General features: G+C 67.7%; 18 protein-coding genes. 3 read left to right on the forward strand and 15 right to left on the reverse strand.

Translation table 11 applies throughout. The features are described from left to right. Positions 1–24: 24 nt before the first annotated feature. The 9 genes from AC1RVW_RS06365 to AC1RVW_RS06405 form a co-directional block, all read right to left on the reverse strand. Positions 25–1,161: an acyl-CoA dehydrogenase family protein gene (locus AC1RVW_RS06365; protein ID WP_493198738.1), complete on the reverse strand. Its 1,137-nt coding sequence runs from the start codon at positions 1,159–1,161 to the stop codon at positions 25–27. A 57-nt stretch (positions 1,162–1,218) separates the two neighbouring features. Continuing rightward, positions 1,219–2,187, reverse strand: coding sequence for an NADPH:quinone oxidoreductase family protein (locus AC1RVW_RS06370; RefSeq protein ID WP_493198740.1), 969 nt, complete (start codon positions 2,185–2,187; stop codon positions 1,219–1,221). Then, the gene (locus tag AC1RVW_RS06375; protein WP_106938193.1) at positions 2,184–3,062 is read right to left on the reverse strand and encodes a MaoC family dehydratase; all 879 of its coding nucleotides are present in this window, start codon (positions 3,060–3,062) and stop codon (positions 2,184–2,186) included. Before AC1RVW_RS06375 ends, AC1RVW_RS06370 begins: the two co-directional genes overlap by 4 nt. Positions 3,063–3,101: 39 nt before the next feature. Continuing rightward, positions 3,102–3,896 carry an enoyl-CoA hydratase/isomerase family protein gene (locus AC1RVW_RS06380; RefSeq protein WP_106938192.1) on the reverse strand — a complete coding sequence of 265 codons (795 nt, stop codon included), beginning with the start codon at positions 3,894–3,896 and terminating at the stop codon, positions 3,102–3,104. After that, complete coding sequence (locus AC1RVW_RS06385) at positions 3,893–4,930, reverse strand: DUF7064 domain-containing protein (protein ID WP_493198743.1); 1,038 nt, start codon at positions 4,928–4,930, stop codon at positions 3,893–3,895. Before AC1RVW_RS06385 ends, AC1RVW_RS06380 begins: the two co-directional genes overlap by 4 nt. 121 nt (positions 4,931–5,051) lie before the next feature. Next, entirely contained in the window at positions 5,052–6,020 is a 969-nt protein-coding gene (locus AC1RVW_RS06390; RefSeq protein ID WP_493198745.1) for an NAD(P)H-dependent flavin oxidoreductase, read from the reverse strand. Positions 6,021–6,030: 10 nt separating this feature from the next. Continuing rightward, on the reverse strand, positions 6,031–6,804 hold the full coding sequence (locus tag AC1RVW_RS06395) for an SDR family NAD(P)-dependent oxidoreductase (RefSeq protein WP_081268884.1): 774 nt from the start codon (positions 6,802–6,804) through the stop codon (positions 6,031–6,033). A gap of 57 nt (positions 6,805–6,861) precedes the next feature. Continuing rightward, a complete protein-coding gene (locus AC1RVW_RS06400) occupies positions 6,862–8,505 on the reverse strand; it encodes a long-chain-fatty-acid--CoA ligase (protein WP_493198747.1) in 1,644 nt (547 codons plus the stop codon). Then, the gene (locus AC1RVW_RS06405; protein WP_493198749.1) at positions 8,492–10,066 is read right to left on the reverse strand and encodes an AMP-binding protein; all 1,575 of its coding nucleotides are present in this window, start codon (positions 10,064–10,066) and stop codon (positions 8,492–8,494) included. Before AC1RVW_RS06405 ends, AC1RVW_RS06400 begins: the two co-directional genes overlap by 14 nt. Positions 10,067–10,202: 136 nt before the next feature. Here AC1RVW_RS06405 and AC1RVW_RS06410 point away from each other — a divergent pair, with 136 nt between their 5' ends. Continuing rightward, positions 10,203–11,372: a thiolase family protein gene (locus tag AC1RVW_RS06410; RefSeq protein WP_285411176.1), complete on the forward strand. Its 1,170-nt coding sequence runs from the start codon at positions 10,203–10,205 to the stop codon at positions 11,370–11,372. Between the two features lies 1 nt (position 11,373). After that, on the forward strand, positions 11,374–11,772 hold the full coding sequence (locus tag AC1RVW_RS06415; RefSeq protein ID WP_493198751.1) for a Zn-ribbon domain-containing OB-fold protein: 399 nt from the start codon (positions 11,374–11,376) through the stop codon (positions 11,770–11,772). A 70-nt stretch (positions 11,773–11,842) separates the two neighbouring features. Here AC1RVW_RS06415 and AC1RVW_RS06420 read toward each other — a convergent pair whose 3' ends face one another. The 5 genes from AC1RVW_RS06420 to AC1RVW_RS06440 form a co-directional block, all read right to left on the reverse strand. Next, positions 11,843–12,871, reverse strand: coding sequence for a Bug family tripartite tricarboxylate transporter substrate binding protein (locus AC1RVW_RS06420; protein WP_081268889.1), 1,029 nt, complete (start codon positions 12,869–12,871; stop codon positions 11,843–11,845). A 38-nt stretch (positions 12,872–12,909) separates the two neighbouring features. Then, positions 12,910–14,109: a CaiB/BaiF CoA transferase family protein gene (locus AC1RVW_RS06425; protein WP_493198753.1), complete on the reverse strand. Its 1,200-nt coding sequence runs from the start codon at positions 14,107–14,109 to the stop codon at positions 12,910–12,912. Positions 14,110–14,119: 10 nt separating this feature from the next. Then, positions 14,120–15,010, reverse strand: coding sequence for a CoA transferase subunit A (locus tag AC1RVW_RS06430; RefSeq protein WP_493198755.1), 891 nt, complete (start codon positions 15,008–15,010; stop codon positions 14,120–14,122). Between the two features lie 11 nt (positions 15,011–15,021). Then, on the reverse strand, positions 15,022–15,819 hold the full coding sequence (locus tag AC1RVW_RS06435) for a CoA-transferase subunit beta (RefSeq protein ID WP_493198757.1): 798 nt from the start codon (positions 15,817–15,819) through the stop codon (positions 15,022–15,024). Between the two features lie 136 nt (positions 15,820–15,955). Continuing rightward, entirely contained in the window at positions 15,956–16,840 is an 885-nt protein-coding gene (locus AC1RVW_RS06440; protein WP_285411172.1) for a FadR/GntR family transcriptional regulator, read from the reverse strand. A gap of 142 nt (positions 16,841–16,982) precedes the next feature. Between AC1RVW_RS06440 and AC1RVW_RS06445 the strand changes: the two genes are divergently transcribed. Next, positions 16,983–19,235 carry an acyl-CoA dehydrogenase family protein gene (locus tag AC1RVW_RS06445; RefSeq protein ID WP_493198759.1) on the forward strand — a complete coding sequence of 751 codons (2,253 nt, stop codon included), beginning with the start codon at positions 16,983–16,985 and terminating at the stop codon, positions 19,233–19,235. Between the two features lie 6 nt (positions 19,236–19,241). On the opposite strand, the gene AC1RVW_RS06450 is transcribed toward AC1RVW_RS06445, so the two are convergent. After that, on the reverse strand, positions 19,242–19,970 hold the full coding sequence (locus tag AC1RVW_RS06450; protein WP_106938179.1) for a FadR/GntR family transcriptional regulator: 729 nt from the start codon (positions 19,968–19,970) through the stop codon (positions 19,242–19,244). Positions 19,971–19,990: the final 20 nt, after the last annotated feature.

Here is a 19,990-nt window from a genome sequence, read left to right on the forward strand (position 1 = left end):
CGCCGGGCACGGGCGGCGCCACGTTCAGGCGAGCAGATGCCTGGCGATCATGTTGCGGTGGATTTCCGAAGCGCCCTCATAGATGCGCAGCACGCGCAGGTCGCGGTATACCCGCTCCACGATGGTGCCGCGGCAATAGCCCGAGCCGCCGAAGATCTGCAGCGCCTTGTCGGCGATGCGGCATGCGGCCTCGGTGCAGATCACCTTCACCATCGACGCCTTCATGCGTGCGTCTTCGCCGCGCGCGGCGCGCCACACGGCCTCGAACAGCACCATGCGCGCCGCATGCAGGTCCATGGCCATGTCGGCGATCATGTGCTGGATGGCCTGGTGCTCACCCAGCGCCTGGCCGAAGGTGACGCGCGTCTTGGCATGCTCGATGGTTTCGTCGAGCGCAATCTGTGCCGGCCCGAGCGCCTGGCAACCCACATTCAGCCGGCCTTCGTTGAGCCCCGACATCGCATACGAAAGACCGCGCCCCTCTTCGCCCAGCAGGTTCTCCACCGGAACGCGGCAGTCGGTGAAGGAAATCTCGCACAGGCTGTCGTCCATCCAGCCCATGGTGGGCATGGTCCGCGTGACCTTGAACCCGGGCGTGGTCGTGTCCAGCAGAAAGGCCGAAATGCCCTTCTTGCCCGCCGAACGGTCGGTGGAGGCGAGCACGGTGATCGAATGCGCATGGTTGGCGTTCGAGATGAAGGTCTTCACGCCGTCGAGCACGTAGTGGTCGCCGTCGCGGCGCGCCGTGGTCGTCATCTTCGCGGCGTCGGAGCCGGCGTGCGGCTCGGTGATGGCAATGCAGTTGCGCGAACGCCCCGATGCAATCTCGGGCAGCCACTTCTTCTTGATGGCTTCCGAGCCATGGTCCACGATGATGTGCACGCCCGGCCCGAGCGCGGAGCGCACGAAGGGCCAGAACTGCGGCGGCAGCCGCGCCAGCTCGAGCTGCACCGCCACGCTGGTGAGGTGGTCGACAGGCATGCCGCCATAGGGCTCTGGAATCGACATGCCGTAGAAGCCCATCTCGCGCAGGGTGGCCTCCACCTGCTCGGGCACTTCGCCGGTTTCCTGATAGCGCGTTTCGAGCTTGAGCAACGCATCGACGGCGTCGCGCGTGGCCACGCGCATTTCTTCCGCTTCGGGGGGCAGGTCAAAATCCATGATATCTCCTTTGGTAGAACCATTGATTATGACGCAGGCGCGGCGGGAACGCACGCCTCAACGGCGCAACAGAAGAATCGCCTTTCCCGAGGTCTGCCGCCGTTCCAGCGCCGCGAGCGCCGCCGGCGCATCCTCGAAGTCGAACACCGAGGCCTCGAGCGGCCGAATCCGCCCCGACAGGTACCAGCCCTGGATCTCTTCGCCCAGTTGCCGCGCCAGCGCCGGTTCGCGCTTGCGCACCTCGCCCCACAACACACCGACGGCCGAGGCATTGGCCAGCAGCAGGCGGTTGGCGGGCAACGGCGTCAACGCGCCGCTGGCGAAGCCGATCACCAGCAGCCGCGCGCCAAAGGCCAGGCAGCGCACGCTTTGCGCGCCGATGTCGCCGCCGACCGGGTCGTAGATCACGTCCACACCCTGCGGTGCAAGCTTGCGCACCTCGTCGACCCACCTCGCGTCGGTGTAGTCGATGGTCGCGTCCGCGCCGAGTGCCAGGCAGGCGTCGCGCTTGGCGGCACTCCCCGCGGTGGCGATCACGCGCGCGCCCATCAGCTTGCCGAGTTGCAGAGCCGCGCTGCCGACACCGCCGGCGCCAGCGTGCACCAGCAAGGTTTCCCCTGCTCGCAGGCGCCCGGCATGCCGCAGGGCGTAGAGCGAGGTCGGGTAGTTGCCGCGCAGCGCCAGGGCGGCACCGGGCGCCACGTCTGACGCGATGGGCATCGCTTCGGCACGCGGCACCAGCGCATATTCAGCGAAGCCGCCGAACTTGCCCGCCGGCGTGGCGCAGGCCACGCGCGTGCCGGCACCTTCGCCGCTCACGATGGTGCCCACCACCTCCACGCCGGGGGTGAATGGCAGGGCCGGCTTGGTCTGGTACTGGCCCTTGATGGCAAGCGTGTCCAGAAAATTGAGGCCCGCTGCCTCCACTTTCACCAGGTACTGGTCGTGCGCCGGCGTGGGCACCGGCAGCTCGGCCAGCCGCATCCGGCCCGGATCGCTCAGTGCTTCGACCTGCCAGGCTCTCAACGCGACGTGCCTCGCAGTTCGGCCCGGCCGTTCGTGAGCACCAGCACGTCGCGCTCCACCACCCGCGCGCGGAAGGCGATTTCGCCGCCGTCGCGCCAGCCTTCCAGACGGATGGTCTCGCCGGGATAGACCGGTGCCGACAGCCGCGCGCGCATGGCCGACAGGCGCGTCGCATCGAAATCCGCGAACGCGGCGATCAAGCCGCGCCCGGCGATGCCCCAGGTCGCAAGCCCGTGAAGAATGGGCCGTGCAAAGCCGGCCTTGGCTGCGAAGGCAGGCTCGGCATGCAGCGGGTTGATGTCGCCCGACAGGCGGTAGAGCAAGGCCTGGTCAGCACGCGTGGGCAGGTCGAGCACGAGTTCGGGCGCCGACTCGGGCATGGCTGCCGCAGCGGGCGCGGGCTCGTCGGCCTGGCCGTCCGCACTGGAGAAGCCGCCGTCGCCGCGCAGGAAGTAGACGCTCTCGACCGTGGCCAACGGCTGTTGCGCGGCACCGACGAGTTCCTTTTCCACATGCAGGATCGCACCCTTGCCTTCGCCCTTGTCGACCACCCGAGTCACGAGCGTGCGCCCGACCACCGTGCCTGACGGCGGCAGCGGCGCATGCAGGCGCACCGACTGCTCGCCGTGCACGAGCTTCATGAAGTCGATGCCGATCTCCTTGCGCTCGCGCATCCAGAAACCTGGCGAGGCCAGCACGGCAGCCATGGTCGGCAGCGCCACCAGCTCCTTTTCGTAGACGAAGCGCAGCTGCCTCTCGTCGAGCGGGTCGGCGCCCAGGCCGAGCCCCAGCGCGTAGAGCATCGTGTCCTTGGGGGTGTACACGTGCTGCACGTCGCCTGAGTGCCAGTCACGTGCCTTGCGATAGTCGAGCATCTGCTGTTCCTTGTGTTTCAGTGTGGAGCGATGTGATGTTCACGAGCCTGCCGCCGGCCAGCGGAACTGGGCGGGCTCGCGCGAGGCAAAGCGGCGCACCGCTTCCTTGGCGTACTCGCTGTTGGAAGCCAGCGCCTGGCCCGCGGCTTCGATCTCCAGCATGGTCGGCAGGTCGCTGCCGAGCGAGCTTTGGAGCGCCCGCTTGGAGACGCTCATGGCCACGGGCGAGGCCCCGGCAAAGCTGCGCGCAATGGCAAGTGCGCGCGGCATCAGGTTCTCGGCGGGCAGCACCTCCATCGCGATGCCCAGCTGCCGCGCCTCGGCCGCGTCGATCTCCCGCGCGGAGAAAATCAGCTCCTTCGCACGCTGCAGGCCCACCACGCGCGGCAGCGTGTAGTAGGCCCCCATGTCCGGCACCAGGCCGATGCGCTGGAACACCATGCACAGCCGCGCGCGATCGCTCAGCAGCACGATGTCGCACATCAGCGCGATGCTGAAACCCGCGCCGAAGGCCACGCCGTCGACCGCCGCGATCACCGGCCGGTCGAGCGCCATCAGCTCGGTGCAGATGCGCGTATAGCGCGCCATGCCGGCACGCCGCTGCTCGGGCGTGCGCGGGCCACCCTCGCCCATCGCCTTGACGTCGCCACCGGCGCAGAAGGCGCCGCCCGCACCCGTGACGACGAGCACACGCACCGCATCGTCCGCACGAATGCGCGCCAGCAGCTCGCCCAATTCGTCGGCCATCTCGGGGCTGATCGCGTTCTTCGATTCGGGCCGGTTCAGCGTCAGCGTCGCGACGCCGTCTTCCACAGCGTAGACCAGCGTGTTCATGCGGGCTCCTCCAGCACCGAGACCGGCGTGCCATTGACCATCACGTCGCAATACTCCGACATGCTCAGCGCGGTGCGCCCCTCGCACCGGTAGGTGGTGATGCCTTCGGTGATGCGGGTGTAGGCGCCCGGCTCCCCGCTGGCGCTCTTGTGGCGCAGCGGCACCAGCGCGCCGACCTCGCCTTCGAGCGTGTAGCTGCGCTCCGCGGTGCGAACCAGCGCGGTGAAGCGCACCGGGTAGTACTTGTCGTCGTAGACGGTCGCGATGCGGCCTTCGAGCACCGGTTCGTAGCGGTCGTTGCGCAGCACGTTGCCGCTCACGTTGTTGGGCAGGCCGCCCTTGTGTCCCTTGACGGACAGCAGCACGCCGAAACCGCGATCGAATGTGACGGGGAGCCACTTGTACCAATAGAAGCTGTGCCAGTGGCGCGGCCCCCACGACTTGTCGCGGTACCCGAAGCCGTCGATCTCGTGGCGCACGCCGTCCACGGTGATGTGGCCGCGCACCGCCATGTTCTGCTCGGTATGGCCGCGGTAGACCGAGTGCTCTGGGTCGAGCTCGAACCGGCTGCCGTCGAGCGCCACGATTTCCCCACCGTGCATCGGCGAAATGCCCTCGTAGTCGAGCGAGATGGCGGCGCGCCGCTTCGGATACCGTTTGAAGGCACTGCCGGGGTCGGCCATGGCATGCGGGTCGTCCATGATCAGCAGCTCGCCCTCGTAGCTCACGCGCAGGCGCTTGAAGGGCTCCAGCACCTCGAAGCGCAGGCCTCCCGCGTCCATGGCCTCGTTGTGGGAGATGGGCGGGCGCCCGTACATGAAGCCGACGCGTCCGTCGGGCAGGTACACGCAGCAGGTCATCTCGGCATGGCCTTCGTTGGGCCGGTTGCCCAGGCGCATCCACGCGCCGATGCCTCGCGCCGTGTCGAAGGCGTTGAAGTACATGCTCTCGTTGTAGTTGCCGGCCGCTTCGGGCGCGTGGGTGTACTCGTCCTGCGGATCGAGATGCAATCTGCTGTCGGGGGGCATGAACATGGTCTGGTCCTTGGAGCGAAATGAATCCGGGCACGGCACCGCCCCTGTGAACGTCGGCCGTGCGCGCGGATAAAGCCTGCGAGCGCTTCGATGCCACGGTCTCGCATGCGAGTCGGCGGCCCTAGAAGAATGCAGCCGCGCGTGCGAGTTGCTGGCGGCACTCGGCCACCATGCGCTCCAGCAACGCTGCGCACGTCGGCACGTCGTCGATCAATCCGATCACCTGGCCAGCCCAGACGGGACCGGCGTCCACCTCGCCGGATTCGAGCGCAGCCTTGCCGCGCGCGCCGGACACCAGCGCGCGAACGTCTTCGAAGGCGCAGCCGCCGGGGCGCTGCTCGGTGGCGATGACCTCGTTCGCAACCGCGTTCGCGAACACGCGCGCGGTGTTGCCCATGCTGCGAAAAATGAGACGCGTGTCGCGCTCGCTGCCATTCACCAGCGCCTGCTTGATGGCGTCGTGCACAGGCGCCTCCTGCGTGCAGACGAAGCGCGTGCCCATGTTCACGCCCTCGGCGCCCAGCACCAGCGCGGCGGCCATGCCGCGTCCATCGGCAATGCCGCCCGAGGCGATGACGGGTATTTCGAGCGCACGCGTGGCGGCCGGGATCAGCACCAGCCCCGGCACATCGTCCTCGCCCGGATGGCCGGCGCATTCGAAGCCGTCGATGCTGATGACATCCACGCCGCGCTTCTCCGCGGCCACCGCGTGGCGCACCGAGGTGCACTTGTGCAGCACGGCGATGCCGCTGCGCTTGAGCAGGGCGACCACCTCGGCGGGCACGTTGCCTGCGGTTTCGACGACCTTCACGCCGCTCTCGACGATGGTGGCGAAGATGCGCTCGTAGGGAGGAGGATTCACGCTGCGCAGCATGGTCACGTTCACGCCGAAAGGCTTGTCCGTCATGCCGCGGCAGCGCTCTATTTCGCGCGCCAGGTCCTCGGGCGTGGGCTGCGTGAGCGCCGTGAGCATGCCCAGGCCGCCAGCGTTCGATACGGCCGAGGCCATCTCGGCGCGGCCGACCCACTGCATGCCGCCCTGCACGATCGGATAGCGGATACCGAGCAGTTCGGTGAGGCGCGTCTTCACGGTCGGGCGCCTACAGGCTGATGTGGAAGCCGCCGTTCACCCCCAGGTGCTGCCCGGTGATGTACGAGGCGGCATCGGACATCAGGAAGCACACCGTCTTCACCACTTCCTGCGGCGTCGACCAGCGACCCAGCGGGATCTGCGCCAGCATGCCGTCACGGAATTTCTCGCCGCGCACCACCTCGGTCATGGGCGTCTCGACCACGCCGAAGCAGATCGAGTTGGTGCGGATGTTGTACTTTCCCCATTCGCGCGCCGCCGTCATGGTGACGCCGAGCATGCCCGCCTTGGCGGCCGCGTAGTTGACCTGGCCGATGGAGCCCTTGCGGCCCGCATCCGAGGAAATGTTGACGATGGCGCCGCCGGTGGTGTCGCCGTTCTTGGCCCGCGACACCATGTGGCGGCCCACGGCCTGGAGCCAGAAGAAGGTGCCGGTCAGGTGCACATCGATCACGTCCTGCCACTGCTGGGCCGTCATCTTCTCGATCATGGCGGGGCGTGTGATGCCCGCGTTGTTGACCAGGCCGTGCACGCCGCCGAAGCGGGTCACCGCTTCCTCGACCGCGCTGGCCGCCAGCGCCGCGTCGGTGACGCTGCCGACCACCTGCTGCACGCGCGCCGAAGGAAGCTCGGCCATCGCGGACTTGAGCGTATCGGGATTCAGGTCGACGGCAACCACGTTGCCGCCCAGGTCGACGACCAGTTCTGCGATGGCCTTGCCAATGCCCTGCCCCGCGCCGGTGACGACGATCGTGCGGCCTTCGAGAGTGACTAGATTCTGCATGGAAATCCTGTTGCTTCGTTTTGGTTGAACCAATGATATTTTGATTGGGCGCCGGCATCAAGCCGCGGCACGCAGGGTTTTCGCGCGCTCGGCGTCCTGCAGCTGGCGCCAGGCGATCTTTCCGGTAGGCGACTTCGGCAGCTCCGCGACGAACTCGACCAGGCGCGGGTACTTGTAGGCGGCCATCTTGTTGCGGGCCCACTCGATGATGTCGGCCTCTCGCACGCCGGCCTGCGCATCGCGCAGCACGACCACCGCCTTCACCGTCTCCCCGCGGTAGGCGTCGACGGCCGCGATCACGCATGCCTCCGCGATGGCCGGGTGCTCGTGAAGCATCGCCTCCACCTCCGCCGGCCAGACCTTGTAGCCCGACGCGTTGACCATGCGCTTGAGGCGGTCGACGATGAAGAAGTAGCCCTCCTCGTCGCGCCGGCCGAGGTCGCCGCTGCGCACGAAGCGCTTGCCGTCCATCTCCAGCGTGGCGGTGCGCGTGGCCTCCTCGTTGCGCCAGTAGCCGACGAAAACCTGCGGCCCCGCCATCACGATCTCACCCACCTCGCCGGGCGGCAGCTCGGCCAGCGTGTCGGGGTCGACGATGCGCAGGTCCGTGTTGAACAGCGGCACGCCCAGGCACTGCCGCTTGAACGCGGCAGGCGGATTGCCCGACACGTGCGCGGTTTCCGAGAGGCCGTAGCCCTCCAGGAAGTCCAGCCCCGTCAGCGCCTTCAGGCGTTCGCCCACGGCCTCGGGCATGCCTGCTCCGCCGCCGCCGATGCGCCGCACGGAGCTCAGGTCGTATTCCGCCAGGCGCGGGCTCGAAAGAAAGTCGATCACCATCGTCGGCATCGCCGTCCAATGGCTCACGCGGTGGCGCGCGATGAGCTCCGCGGCTTCGTCGCGGTTCCAGCGCTTCATCAGCACCAGCGTGCCGCCGCCGTAGATGGGCGCGTTCATCAGGTTCTGCATGCCCGTGATGTGGAAGTAAGGCAGCGCCACCAGCTGGACCGAGTGCGGCACCAGCCCCATCCAGTGCGCGACGATCACGGTGCTGGCCATGAGCGTGCGGTGGGTGTGCATGCAGCCCTTGGGCGCACCGGTGGAGCCCGAGCTGTAGAGAATGAGGGCCAGCGCGTCCGGCAGATGCTCCAGCGGCTGCAACGCGCCGGAGGCCGCGGCGAGCACGCGGCGCAGGCCTGTCGTGCGCGACGGACCTTGCGCGGATTCGGGCTGCATCTCGGCCGGCCCCGGGTTGCCCACCACGATCACGCGGCGCAGTTGCTGGGCCGCGGGCGCGGCAAGCAGTTCCGCCACGTTGTCTGCGCTGCAGAAGGCAGCCACCGCGCCCGTGTCGCTGAGGTAGTGGGGCAGCTCGTCGCGCCTGTTCATCGGATTCACCGGCACCACGGCCGCATTGATGCGCAGGATGGCGAAGTAGGCCGCGATCCAGCCGCGTCCGTTCTGCAGGTAGATCAGCACCCGGTCGCCGCGCTGCACACCCAGTTCGTTCTGCAGGAAGGCTGCGATGCGCTCGACCTGATCGACCAGCTCGGCGTAGCCGAGGCTGCCGAAGTCGTCGACCAGCACGGCCCTGTCGGGGTAGCGCAAGGCCGACACCAGGAGGTTCGCACACAGGTTGGTGGGTGGGATATCGATGTCGCGCGGCAAGCTGTGCGGCCACGTGCTGAGCTCATGCGGGGTCATGTTGTCTCTTCTTTCTGGTGTTCTTTGCTGCACTTGCACCCGGGCCGGGAGCAAAGCGTTCGCGCAGCAGGTTCTTCTGCACCTTGCCCATCGTGTTGCGGGGCAGTTCCTCGACGAAATGAACGGTCTTGGGCACCTTGAACGCCGCCAGGCTGGCCTTCACCGCACCGACAACGTCCGCGGCCTGCGGGACCGCGGTGCAGTCGATCGACGTATCGCGCACCACCACGGCAACCACCGCTTCGCCGAAGTCCGGATGCGCCAGCCCGATGACGGCCGACTCTCGCACGCCCGGCAACGCGTCGATGACCTCCTCGATTTCCTTGGGGTAGACGTTGAGTCCGCCCGAAATGACGAGGTCCTTGTCGCGCCCCACGATGGTGAGATAGCCGTCTTCGCTCAACCGGCCCAGGTCGCCGGTCTTGAAGAAGCCGTCGGCCGTGTGCTCTTCGGAGGTCTTCTCCGGCAGCCGCCAGTAACCGGCGAAGACGTTGGCGCCCCTCACCTGGATCTGCCCCGTCTCTCCCGGCGCCGCCGACGCGCCCCCGGCATCGACCACGCGCAGCGATACACCGGGCAGCGCACGGCCCACCGTGCCGCAGCGGCGCTCCCCGAGGTAGGGGTTGGACGCGAACATGCCACCCTCCGTCATGCCGTAGCGCTCGAGGATGGCGTGGCCGCTGCGTCGCCGGAACGCGTTGAAGGTGTCCGCCAGCAAGGGAGCCGAGCCCGAGACGAACAGCCGCATGCCGCGGCATGCGGCGACGTCGAGCCCGGGTTCGCCGAGCATGCGGACGTAATGCGTCGGCACGCCCATGCACACGGTGCTCGACGAAAGCAGCGCGACGGCGCGTGCGGCATCGAATCGCGGCTCGAACCGCATCGCGCTGCCGTTCCACAACGCACAGTGCAACGCAACGAACAGGCCGTGAAAGTGATAGATCGGCAGGATGTGCAGCAGCACGTCGCCGGGCTCGAACGCCCAGAACCGATGCAGCGTGCTCACGCCCACGCCCAGGTTGCGGTGTGTCAGCATCGCGCCTTTGGGCCGCCCCGTCGTGCCAGACGTGTACAGGATTGCCGCCAGGTCGTCGGCGCTGCGCTGCGCGATGGTCGAGCGCGGCACCTGCCGGGCCGCCGCCTGCGCAATTTCGCCTTCCCCGTCATCGCCCAGTTCAAGTACATGGGGCACGCCGGCCGCCGCGGCCAGCACACGCCCCTGGGCCGCGGCCTGCGGGCGGACCACGAACACATGCGGCCGCGCGTCCCCCAGCAAGTGGGCCAGTTCACCGCTTTGGTAGGCGGGATTCATCGGCACGAAGACGCAACCGGCGCGCAGCGCGCCCAGGTACAGGAAGACGGCCGACGCCGACTTTTCCACCTGCACCGCGATGCGGTCGCCGGGCTGCGCGCCCAGCGACGTGAGCAGCCGCGCGTAGCGCGCGCTTTCGCCCTTCAACTGGCCGTAGCTGTAGAGCCGCCCGCCCGGCAACACCATGACGGGGGCGCCGTCGTCGTGCGGAAAGCGCTGCTCGAACTGCGCGTAGAGGTTCTGGTTCATCGCTGAACGCGTTTGCGTCTTGATTTATTTTGGTTGAACCAATGATAATGATGAGACCGAAACACCGTCAAGCCTTGCGAGACGCTGGATCCGGTCGATTTCATGGCCCCGCACGGGCAAGAACACGGAGCAATCAATGAGCATCAAACGACAGGCCTGCATCGCGGGCGCTTTCGAACACCCCACGCGCAAGGCGCCCGACAAGACAGTGGCGCAGCTGCACGCCGAATGCGCGCGCGGCGCGCTGGCCGACGCCGGCCTGTCGCTGCAGGACGTAGACGGCTACTTCTGCGCCGGCGACGCGCCCGGCCTCGGGCCGCTCAGCATGGTCGACTACCTCGGGCTGAAGGTGCGCCATGTCGACACCACCGACACGGGCGGTTCCGCCTACCTGATCCAGGTCTCCCATGCGGCGCAGGCGATTGCCGCGGGCAAGTGCAACGTAGCGCTGATCACGCTGGCCGGCCGCCCGCGCAGCGAGGCCAGCACCGTGGGCACGGGTCCGCGCAACGTGACCGCGGCCACGCCGGACGTGCCCTGGGAGATGCCCTATGCGCCCGTCACCGTCAACATGTACGCGCTGGCCGCGGCGCGTCACATGCACGAGTTCGGCACCACCAGCGAGCAGCTCGCATGGATCAAGGTCGCGGCCGCGGCGCATGCGCAGCACAACCCGAATGCGATGCTGCGCGAACCGGTCACGGTGGAAGAGGTGCTGGCTTCGCCCATGATCTCCGACCCGCTGCACAAGCTCGACTGCTGCGTGGTGAGCGACGGAGGCGGCGCGCTGCTGGTGGTGCGCCCCGAAATCGCGCGCGCGCTGAAGCGCCCCATCGTCACCGTGCTCGGCGCGGGCGAAACCGTGAAGGGCCAGGCCAACGGGCAGGTCGACCTCACCTACTCGGGCGCGGCCGTGTCGGGCCCCATCGCATTCGCGGAAGCGGGCGTGACGCCGGCGGACATTCAGTACGCGTCGATCTACGACAGCTTCACCATCACCGTGCTGATGCAGCTGGAAGACCTGGGCTTCTGCAGGAAAGGCGAAGGCGGCAAGTTCGTGATGGACGGCAACCTCATCTCCGGCATCGGCAAGCTCCCGTTCAACACCGACGGCGGCGGCCTGTGCAACAACCATCCGGCCAACCGCGGCGGCATCACCAAGGTGATCGAGGCGGTTCGCCAGCTGCGCGGCGAAGCGCACCCCAAGGTGCAGGTGCCCGACTGCCGCCTTGCGCTGGCCCAAGGCACCGGCGGCCTGCTGGGCTCACGCCACGGCAGCGCCACATTGATCATGGAGAGAAGCTGAAATGACCACGATGTACCAAGAGCGCCCGTTGGGCGCGCCGATTGTCGATGCGGCCACCGAGGCCTACTGGAGTGCCGCGAAGGAAGGCGTGCTGCGCATCAAGCGCTGCACCGCCTGTGCGAAGCTGCACTGGTATCCGCGCGCGTTGTGCCCGTACTGCCTGGGCGACACCGAATGGGTGGACGCGTCGGGCAAGGGCACGATCTACAGCTTGAGCGTGACGCGGCGGGCGGGGCCCATTCCCTATGCGCTCGCCTACGTGACGCTGGACGAGGGCCTGACCATGCTCACCAACATCGTCGACTGCGACCTCGATGCGCTGCGCATCGGTGACCGGGTCGAGGTCAGCTTCAAGCCGGCCGAAGGCGGCTTCGCGATCCCGATGTTCAAGCCTGCCTGAGCGGGCGCGGACGACGAAAGGGCCGCGATTGTCGCGGCCCTTTTGCTTGCCGTTGCAAGAAGCGAGGTGCCTATTCGGACTTGATGTCCGCCTCGCGTATCACCGTCGTCCAGGTGCCGTATTCCTCGGCGATGCGCGCGCCGAGCTGCTCGGGCGTGCTTCCGGTGGCAAAGGCGCCGGCGGTTTCGAACTTCTCCTTGACTTCAGGCAATGCCAGCGACTTGACGATGGCCTCGTTGAGCTTGGCCACCACATCGCGCGGCGTACCGGCGGGTGCGAACAGCCCAAACCACACTTCGGGATTGAAGCCGGCCAGCGTGTTCGCAATGGGCGGCGCGCCCGGCGCCAATGGCGACGGCTGCAGTGAAGAAACACCGAGCAGCCGCACCTTGCCGTCCTTGATGAACGCGTTCATCTGCGACGAGCTTGTGCTCAGCAGCACCTTCGACTCGCCGGTGAGGATCGCCTGCGTGGTCGGCGCCTGCCCCTTGTAGGGAATGTGCGTCATCCGGATGCCGGCCCGGCGGCTGAACAGTTCGGTCGCCAGGTGGCCGAACGAGGCCGGCCCGGCGGTTGCGAAGTCGAGCTTTCCGGGGTTGGCCTTGGCGTAGTCGATGAGCTCCTGCACCGACTTGGCGGGCACCGCCGGGTTCACCACCAGGATCATCGGCTGCAGCGAGACCAGCGAGATGGGCGCGAAGTCTTTCAGCGGCGCATAGTCGGCGTCCTTCGACACCTGCGGCGAGATCACGAGGCCGTTGTTGGGGAACAGCAGTGTGTAGCCATTGGGTGGCGACTTCGCCACGAACTTGGTGCCCAGCACCGCGGAGGCACCCGCCTTGTTCTCGATGATCACCGGCTGCTTGAGGAAGCGCTGCATCGGCTCCTGCAGCACCCGCGCCAGCACGTCGGTGGTGCCGCCCGGCGGGTACGGCACGATGATGGTGATCGGCTTGTTGGGAAAGCTCGACGCTTGCGCGATGCCGGCCTGCGGCAATGCCATCGCGCCCGCGGCCAGCAGCGCGGTCCACAGCAGCCTGGCCTTCGCCTTTGCGTTCACCCTTGGTCTGAAAAGACGCTTCCATTCGATCGTCGGCATGCTTGTCTCCTGTTCTTGTTCACGAAAAAAGCCCTCTGTCACCGATGCACGTGCAGCGTGCGGCTTTCCCGCAATGCGGCGACGCGCTCGTCGCTCAGGCCCAGCAGGCTGCCGAGCAACGCGGGGCCGTCGCCGCCCAGCGCCGGCACGCTGTTGCGCGCATGCGCGGCGGTCCGGGCAAAGCGAAAGGCGGGGTTCGGAACCTGGAAAGGCCCCGAGCCGTCGTCGATGGTCTGGAACGCCTGGCGCTCCTGCAGCGGCGGCAGTTGCATCGCCTCGCGCACGGTGAAGTAGCGCGAACACGGCACGCCGGCCGCGTTCATGGCCGCCTCGCATTCGGCCGCGCTTTGCGGGCCGGCCCAGTCGTCCAGCAATTGCATCAGCTCGCCCCAGTGGTGCTCGCGGTCCTGGCTGATGGCGAAGCGCGGATCGGTGATCCACTCCGGGTGCCCGGTGCCGCGCGCGAGCGCCTCGAAGTTGTTCTGGCTCACCGGCGCGATCAGCAGGAAACCGTCCCTGGCCTTCGTGGGGCGGTAGAGCGGCCGGCGCCGCTCGGCCGGAAACTGCGCCTCCTGGCATTCGTACACCAGCATGCCGAGCATCGCATCCATCAGCGACAAATCGACGTGGTCGCCCTCGCCCGTGCGCGCGGCGCGAAACAGCGCGCTCTGCACTGCCCCGAACGCCAGCGAGCCGCCCAGCACGTCGGCCACGAAGATGCCGTTCTTCAGCGGCCGCTCCACATCGCCTTCCTGGTAGTCGAGGTTGGCCATGTCGTAGCCGCTGGCCGCATGCAGCACCGGCGCGTAGGCGCTTCGGCCAGCCCAGTCGCCTTCCTGGCCAAAACCCGAGATCGAGCAGTACACCAGCTTCGGGTTCAGCGCGGAGAGCGACGCGTAGTCGAGCCCGAGCCGCTTCATGACGCCGGGACGGTAGTTCTCGACGACCACGTCGCATTTCGACACCATCTCGCGGATCAGCGTGATGGCTTCGGGCTTCTTGAGGTCGAGCGCCAGGCTCTTCTTGCCGGCGTTGAGTTGCGCGAAGTAGGTGCTTCGGCCTTCCCGGCGCGGGGCGCGCAGGCGGATGTAGTCGCCCTCGGGCGGCTCGACCTTGATGACCTCGGCACCGAGGTCGGCCATGAGCCGCGTGCAGTACGGGCCGGACATCATCGCGGTGAAGTCGAGGACGCGCACGCCGTCCAGGATGCCGGGCTTGGCGGCTGGGGTGTTGCTCATCGGGTGGCTTTCAGGCGAGGTTCGACTCGGACACGGCAAGCCCCGCGAGGCGGGACGCGCCGAGCGTATCGAGGTAGTCACCGTGGGTGCCCGCATCGCGGGCGTATCGCTTCAGGTACGCGGCGAAGGCCTCGTCGCTCACGCTGGCCTTCACGTACTCCTTCAGGTGGCGCTCGTCCGCGCGGTACAGCGAGGGCGACGACGTGGGGTGCGCGCCGTAGGGCGCCTCCACGACGGCATCGACCATCACGCTCGGCAGCTTGGTCAGGTGGTTCGAACGGCGGATGGTGTCGCTCGACACGATGCGGTCGACCGAGACGATCACGTGGCGCGAAGCCTGCGCGAGCATGGCGTCGAAGAACGGCGTCGCCAGGTACTGCACGTTGCCGTATTCGTCGGCCTGCTGGGCATGCAGCAGGCACACGTCCGGCTTGATGGCGGCGGCGGCCAGCATCCTGCGCTCGCCGGGCTTCGACGGCAGGGGCCAATAGTGCTCGGGCGTGTGGCGCGGCAGGTCGGTGCCCAGGTCCGGAATGGCGGTCCACGGCATGTCGCAGATGCCGGCGCGCAGGCCGCCGGCAATGCCAGGGCCGTCGAGTTCGTACACCTTCAGCGTGCCGGCCTCGGCCTGGCGGCGAAAGTGCGGGGCCAGGCCGAACTGCTCGAAGCTGATGAACACGCAGGCGGTGCTGCGCGCGCAACCGGCGCCAATCAGCATGTCGGGGGCGATGGAGCCGGGCGCGGGGACCAGGTCGAGGTTGCGCACGCCCTTGCGGATGAGTGCACGCACCAGCGCCATCGGCTGTGCATTGAAGATCCAGCCGCCCAGTCCCACCCGGTCCCCGTCCTTGACGACCGCCACGGCCTCGTCCAGCGAAATCAGTTTGCTCTTGTTGCTCATGAGGCGCCTTGTCAGGGAAATTTGCGGCGAAGGGTGCCGCGGGTGTCGACGTGGGTGCGCAGGAGATGGAGCTCTTCTGCGGATGGCATCGCGGTGACGGGCGGCGAGCCGTCGACCCGCATCTCGAAACCTGTGGCGGCATGGATCTGCTCGAGCGTCACGCCCGGATGCACCGAGCGCACGCGCATGGCCTTGGAAACCGGCTCGAAGTCGAACACGCCCAGCGGCGACACCACCAGCTTCGGGCCGCCTGCGGGCAGGCCGGCCTCTTCGCGGGAGTTGCCGCCTTCCATGTGACCGGGGCCGCAGAGAAAGTCCACGCGGGGCACGAAGGCGCTCCTGTCATGGCGCGTGAGCGCCACGTAGAAGCGCTTGGCCAGCCCGCACAGTGCGCTGATGCCGACCGTGCCGGGGCCGCGCACTTTCGGCTTTGCCTGGTCGCCGACCACCACCGTGTTGATGTTGCCGAAACGGTCGACCTGCAGCGCCGACAGGATCGCGAAGTCGAAGAAGTGGATCTTCCAGTCGATGAAGTCGATCATGTTCGGAAGGTCCATCCAGGCCTCGGAAGACTCGATGTTCTCCGAGTCGGCGGTAGACAGCAGGTGGTTGCGCACCGGGTTGACCATGCCGCCGGGGCCCGATATCCACCACAGCCGCGGCGCCTGCATTTTTCGCGCGAGGTTGCAGGCGGCCAGCTGGATATCGGAGTTGGTTCCGATGATGACTTTTTCGCCGTCCTCGAAATCACGCGCCAGCAACACGGCGAGCAACTCTCCCATCGAAGGCTTGTCGTTGTCTTGCGTCATAGGATCTATTTTTGGTTGAACCATTGCTAAATGCTAGAAATTCGACTGCGCGCTGTCAAGCGGGATTGGCCTCGGGTCGGACAAAAAAAAACCGCTCGCATTTCGGCGAGCGGTTGGCGACGGGCTGCTGGAACAGCTAGCGCGGCGTCTTCGCGGCTGGCTTGGCTGCGGGCTTGGATGCCGGCTTGGCGGGGGATTTGGCGGCCGGCTTGGCGCGCGTCTTCGCGGCGGCCGGAGCTGCCTCGGCCTCCTGCGCATCGCCGCCCTCGATCTTCGACAAGTAGCTGCGCTGCAGTCGCTTGAGGATGGATTCCATCTCCGCCACCGCGGCGTCCGAATCCCGTGCGGCGAGGTGCTTCAGGAAACGGCGGCGAGACGGCAGCACGTAGGCGTTCTCGTAGTGGCCGACCTGGCCGATGAACTCCGCCAGCACGTTGAGCACGCCGTTCATCACGATCACCATGATCGGGTTGCCCGTCATTCGCGCCAGGATGCGGTGGAACTCGAGGTTGGTGGCGGCGCGCGCGGGAAAGTCGTCATTGCGCGTGGCCTCCTCGGCCGCGTCGATGTTGCTGCTCAGCGCCTCGATGTCGGCCGGCGTGGCGCGCGCGCAGGCCTCGCGCACCAGGATCGACTCGAGCCAGATGCGCGCCTCGGTCAGTTGCTCGGGCTGGATGGCCCCCATGTGATACATGTCCATCAGGCCCGTGGCGATCGCGTCGCCACTGCGCCCGCTGATGAAGGCGCCGCCGGTAGCCCCCTTCTGCAGCCGGATGAGCCCGGCGTGCTCCAGCGAGCGAAGCGCTTCGCGCAGGGTGTTGCGCGACACGCCGAACTGCTCGGACAGCGCGCGCTCCGACGGCAGCCGCGTGCCGACCTTGAGCCGCCCCTGCGCCAGCTCTGTGCGTATCTGCTGGGCTATTTCCTCGAAGGCTCGCGCCGAGCGGATGACCTGGAACCTCGCGGCCGACACCGGCGCTGCGGCCTGCGGCTGCGTGGTTTGCGATTCTTTGGCGTTCATGTTGTTTCTCCCGGAGAACCCATAAAAAGTTGGACCTTTGAGCCAATGATAAATGCGCGGACTCGCACCGCCGAGCGTCTACTCCCCCGCCCTGTAAATTCACAATGGTTGTACCATTGATGACTTTCAGGAGAATCCGACGATGCAGCACGACATGCCCAGTGACGAAGAACGCGCCATGCTGCGCGATTCGGTGCGAGGCTTCCTGTCCAGGCACTGGCCCTGCGCCAACGCCGTGGAATGGGCGAGGGACCCCGGCCGCGTGAAAGAGGCGTGGCGCCAGCTCGCCGACCAGGGCCTGACCGCGCTCGGCAGCGATCGCAGCGAGGGCGGCCTGCGGGAGATCGTGATCACGATGGAGGAGATGGGCCGCGCCGCCTGCCCGGTGCCGCTGCATCACATCGCACTGCTCCATCTGGCCGCCCTGCGCACCGCGGCTGGCGACGAGCACGCGCTGCTCGAAGCGGCGCGCACCGGGCAGGCGCGCGTGGTACTGGCACTCGGCGCCTTCGACGGCGACCGCAGCGCGGGCAGCGCCACCCTGGCCGGCAGCAGCGTGACCGGCGAGCTTTCTTTCCTGGAGGCGGCGGACAGCGCCACCCATTTCGCAGTCGCTGTCTCGGGCACGGCGGCCGCCGCGGGCCTCGCGCTGGTCGACGCCGGCGCCCCTGGCGTGCGAATCGACGCCACGCCGGCCATGGGCGCCAGCGGCATGTGCCGCGTCACGCTGCGCGACGTGCCGGCCACGCTGCTCGCCGTATCGGCCCAGGCGCTGGACGACCTCCAGCTCATGAGCCGCCTGGCGCTGTGCGCGCGCGCCGAGGGCGCCGCCGCGCGTGCCTTCGAGATGGCGGTCGCGTACGCCGGCGAGCGCAAGCAGTTCGGCCGCCCGATCGGGAGCTTCCAGGCCATCCAGCACAAGCTCGCGAACAACCAGATCGCGCTGATGGGCGCGCAGCTCACGCTGGCCAATGCCGCGCGGCAGCACGATCTGGGCACCGGCAACTGGCGCGTCTTCGCGCACGCCGCCTGCGCGGTCGCCGGCGACACCCTGCGCCAAGTGGCGCTCGAGACCCAGCACACTTTCGGAGCCATCGGCTACAGCGAAGAGCACGAAGCGCCGCGGCATTTCAAGCAGGTCCATCTCGACGTGCTGCGCCACGGCGGCATGCGCCGTGCCAGGGAGGAACTTGCCGACTACTTCCTGGGCGAGGTGCCCCACGCGCTGCCCGAATACGACCTCGGGGCCCAGGGCAACGCCTTCCGCGAAGAGGTGCGCGCATGGCTGAAGGTGCACTGGTCGGGTGAACGCAAGGCAGCGCACGACCGCCTGGGATTCAAGCAGCGAGAGTACGACCGCGACTTCGCGCGCGACCTGGGGAAGACCGGCTGGATCGGACTGGGCTGGCCCGAGCGCTTCGGCGGCCAAGCGCGGGGTGCGTTCGAACAGCTCGCGTTCGTCGAGGAAATGGAGCGCGCCGAAGCGCCGCGTGCCGGCGCCCCCGTGCAGGCGGCCATGCTGCAGGTGCACGGCACGCCGGCGCAGCAGGAGCGCTACCTCCCGCAGATCCTGCGCGGCGAGGCCATCTACGGCATGGGATACAGCGAACCCGATTCAGGCTCCGACCTGGCCTCCATGCGAACCCGCGCCGTGCGCGACGGCGACCACTACGTCATCAATGGCCAGAAGATCTGGACCACCACCTACTGGGGCGAATACATGCTGCTGGCCACCCGCACCAACCCCGACGCCAGCCCCCCGCACGCCGGGCTGAGCCTGTTCATCGTGCCGATGGACACGCCCGGCATCACCGTCAAGACCTCGACGACCATGTACGGCGGCAGTTTCGCCAACGTGTTCTACGACAACGTGCGCGTCCCCGCCGATGCGATGGTCGGCGAGCTGAACGGCGGCTGGAAGGTGCTGGTAGGTGCTCTGGCCACGGAGCGCGGCTTCATCGGCGGGGGCATCGTGATGAAGGTTGCGCACGCCTTCGAGCTGCTGTGTGACTACATCCGCGGCGCGCAGCTGGATGGGCGTGCGATGCGGTTGGATCCGCTGGTACGGGAACAGATCGGCAAACTGGCGGCGCAGATCGAGGTGGGGCGCCAGATGATGATGCACTGCGCCGAGCGCGTGGACGCAGGCGAAACACCGTTGCACGACGCGGCCGCCAGCAAGGTGTACTCGGGTGAACTGATGGAGCGCTTCGGCGAGGTGGCGCTCGACATTCTCGGCATGGAAGGCACCTTGTCGGAAGGCAGTCCCGGCGCCCTGCTCCAGGGCCGCATCGAGCAGAACCTGCGCCATTCGCTGATGTGGGTGATCAGCATCGGCACCAACGAGATCCAGCGAACCTTGATCGCCCAACGCGGGCTCGGCCTGCCCCGCTGACGCGGCTCAGCGCTGCGCCTTCTTGCGCTCCATGTCTTCCAGCAGGAGGTGCAGCGCAGTCAGGTGCTTGGCTAACGCCGCGCTGGCCTTGGCCGCATCGCGATCGCGCATGAGGCGCAGCACCTTGCGGCGCACCTGCACCACGTTGCTGTGCGGCGCCTGCAACTGCGCGATGAGCCCGCGCAATATCTCCGACAGCGCGTCGATCAGCATCACGATCACCTCGTTGTGCGTCGCGCGGCCGATGAGCCGGTAGAACTCGGTGATCAGCGCGCTGTCGCGCACCGGCTTGCCTTGCCTGACCAGCTCCGCGAAGCGGTCGATGTCGGCCTCGATGGCCGCGAAGTCTTCGTCGGTGGCGCGCTCGCAGGCCAGCTTGATCGCCAGGTCGCACAGCAGGATGCGCGCCTCGGTCACGTCGGACACCGGAACCTGGTTGAGGGCCACCATGTCGCGCACCGCCTGCGTGATGCCGTCGGGATGCGATTGCTTGATGTAGAAGCCGCCGTTGATGCCGGTCAGCGCCTCCACCATGCCGGCCATCTCGAGGCTTCGCAATGCCTCGCGCACGCCGCTGCGGCTCACGCCGAACTGCTCCGACAGTTCCTTTTCGCTGGGCAACCTGTCACCCGCGGCGAGCTGGCCGTCCGCCAGCTGCTGGCGGATCTGGTCGCAGATGGCTTCGAATGCGCGGCGCATGCGCACGGGCGCAAAAACGGGGGTGGTTTCCGACATGGCTTTTTCCTCCTCTAGGT

This window comes from Variovorax sp. MPBD4-3 (assembly GCF_058809745.1).

What these genes read in the sequence shown, in the direction of transcription:
- AC1RVW_RS06420 (WP_081268889.1), bottom strand. Translation starts at nt 12,871, where the DNA reads ATGCCGACGATCGAATGGAAGCGTCTTTTCAGACCAAGGGTGAACGCA.
- AC1RVW_RS06435 (WP_493198757.1), bottom strand. Translation starts at nt 15,819, where the DNA reads ATGACGCAAGACAACGACAAGCCTTCGATGGGAGAGTTGCTCGCCGTG.
- AC1RVW_RS06395 (WP_081268884.1), bottom strand. Translation starts at nt 6,804, where the DNA reads ATGCAGAATCTAGTCACTCTCGAAGGCCGCACGATCGTCGTCACCGGC.
- AC1RVW_RS06445 (WP_493198759.1), top strand. Translation starts at nt 16,983, where the DNA reads ATGCAGCACGACATGCCCAGTGACGAAGAACGCGCCATGCTGCGCGAT.
- AC1RVW_RS06410 (WP_285411176.1), top strand. Translation starts at nt 10,203, where the DNA reads ATGAGCATCAAACGACAGGCCTGCATCGCGGGCGCTTTCGAACACCCC.
- AC1RVW_RS06430 (WP_493198755.1), bottom strand. Translation starts at nt 15,010, where the DNA reads ATGAGCAACAAGAGCAAACTGATTTCGCTGGACGAGGCCGTGGCGGTC.
- AC1RVW_RS06365 (WP_493198738.1), bottom strand. Translation starts at nt 1,161, where the DNA reads ATGGATTTTGACCTGCCCCCCGAAGCGGAAGAAATGCGCGTGGCCACG.
- AC1RVW_RS06450 (WP_106938179.1), bottom strand. Translation starts at nt 19,970, where the DNA reads ATGTCGGAAACCACCCCCGTTTTTGCGCCCGTGCGCATGCGCCGCGCA.
- AC1RVW_RS06405 (WP_493198749.1), bottom strand. Translation starts at nt 10,066, where the DNA reads ATGAACCAGAACCTCTACGCGCAGTTCGAGCAGCGCTTTCCGCACGAC.
- AC1RVW_RS06440 (WP_285411172.1), bottom strand. Translation starts at nt 16,840, where the DNA reads ATGAACGCCAAAGAATCGCAAACCACGCAGCCGCAGGCCGCAGCGCCG.
- AC1RVW_RS06380 (WP_106938192.1), bottom strand. Translation starts at nt 3,896, where the DNA reads ATGAACACGCTGGTCTACGCTGTGGAAGACGGCGTCGCGACGCTGACG.
- AC1RVW_RS06385 (WP_493198743.1), bottom strand. Translation starts at nt 4,930, where the DNA reads ATGTTCATGCCCCCCGACAGCAGATTGCATCTCGATCCGCAGGACGAG.
- AC1RVW_RS06400 (WP_493198747.1), bottom strand. Translation starts at nt 8,505, where the DNA reads ATGACCCCGCATGAGCTCAGCACGTGGCCGCACAGCTTGCCGCGCGAC.
- AC1RVW_RS06425 (WP_493198753.1), bottom strand. Translation starts at nt 14,109, where the DNA reads ATGAGCAACACCCCAGCCGCCAAGCCCGGCATCCTGGACGGCGTGCGC.
- AC1RVW_RS06375 (WP_106938193.1), bottom strand. Translation starts at nt 3,062, where the DNA reads ATGCTCGACTATCGCAAGGCACGTGACTGGCACTCAGGCGACGTGCAG.
- AC1RVW_RS06415 (WP_493198751.1), top strand. Translation starts at nt 11,374, where the DNA reads ATGACCACGATGTACCAAGAGCGCCCGTTGGGCGCGCCGATTGTCGAT.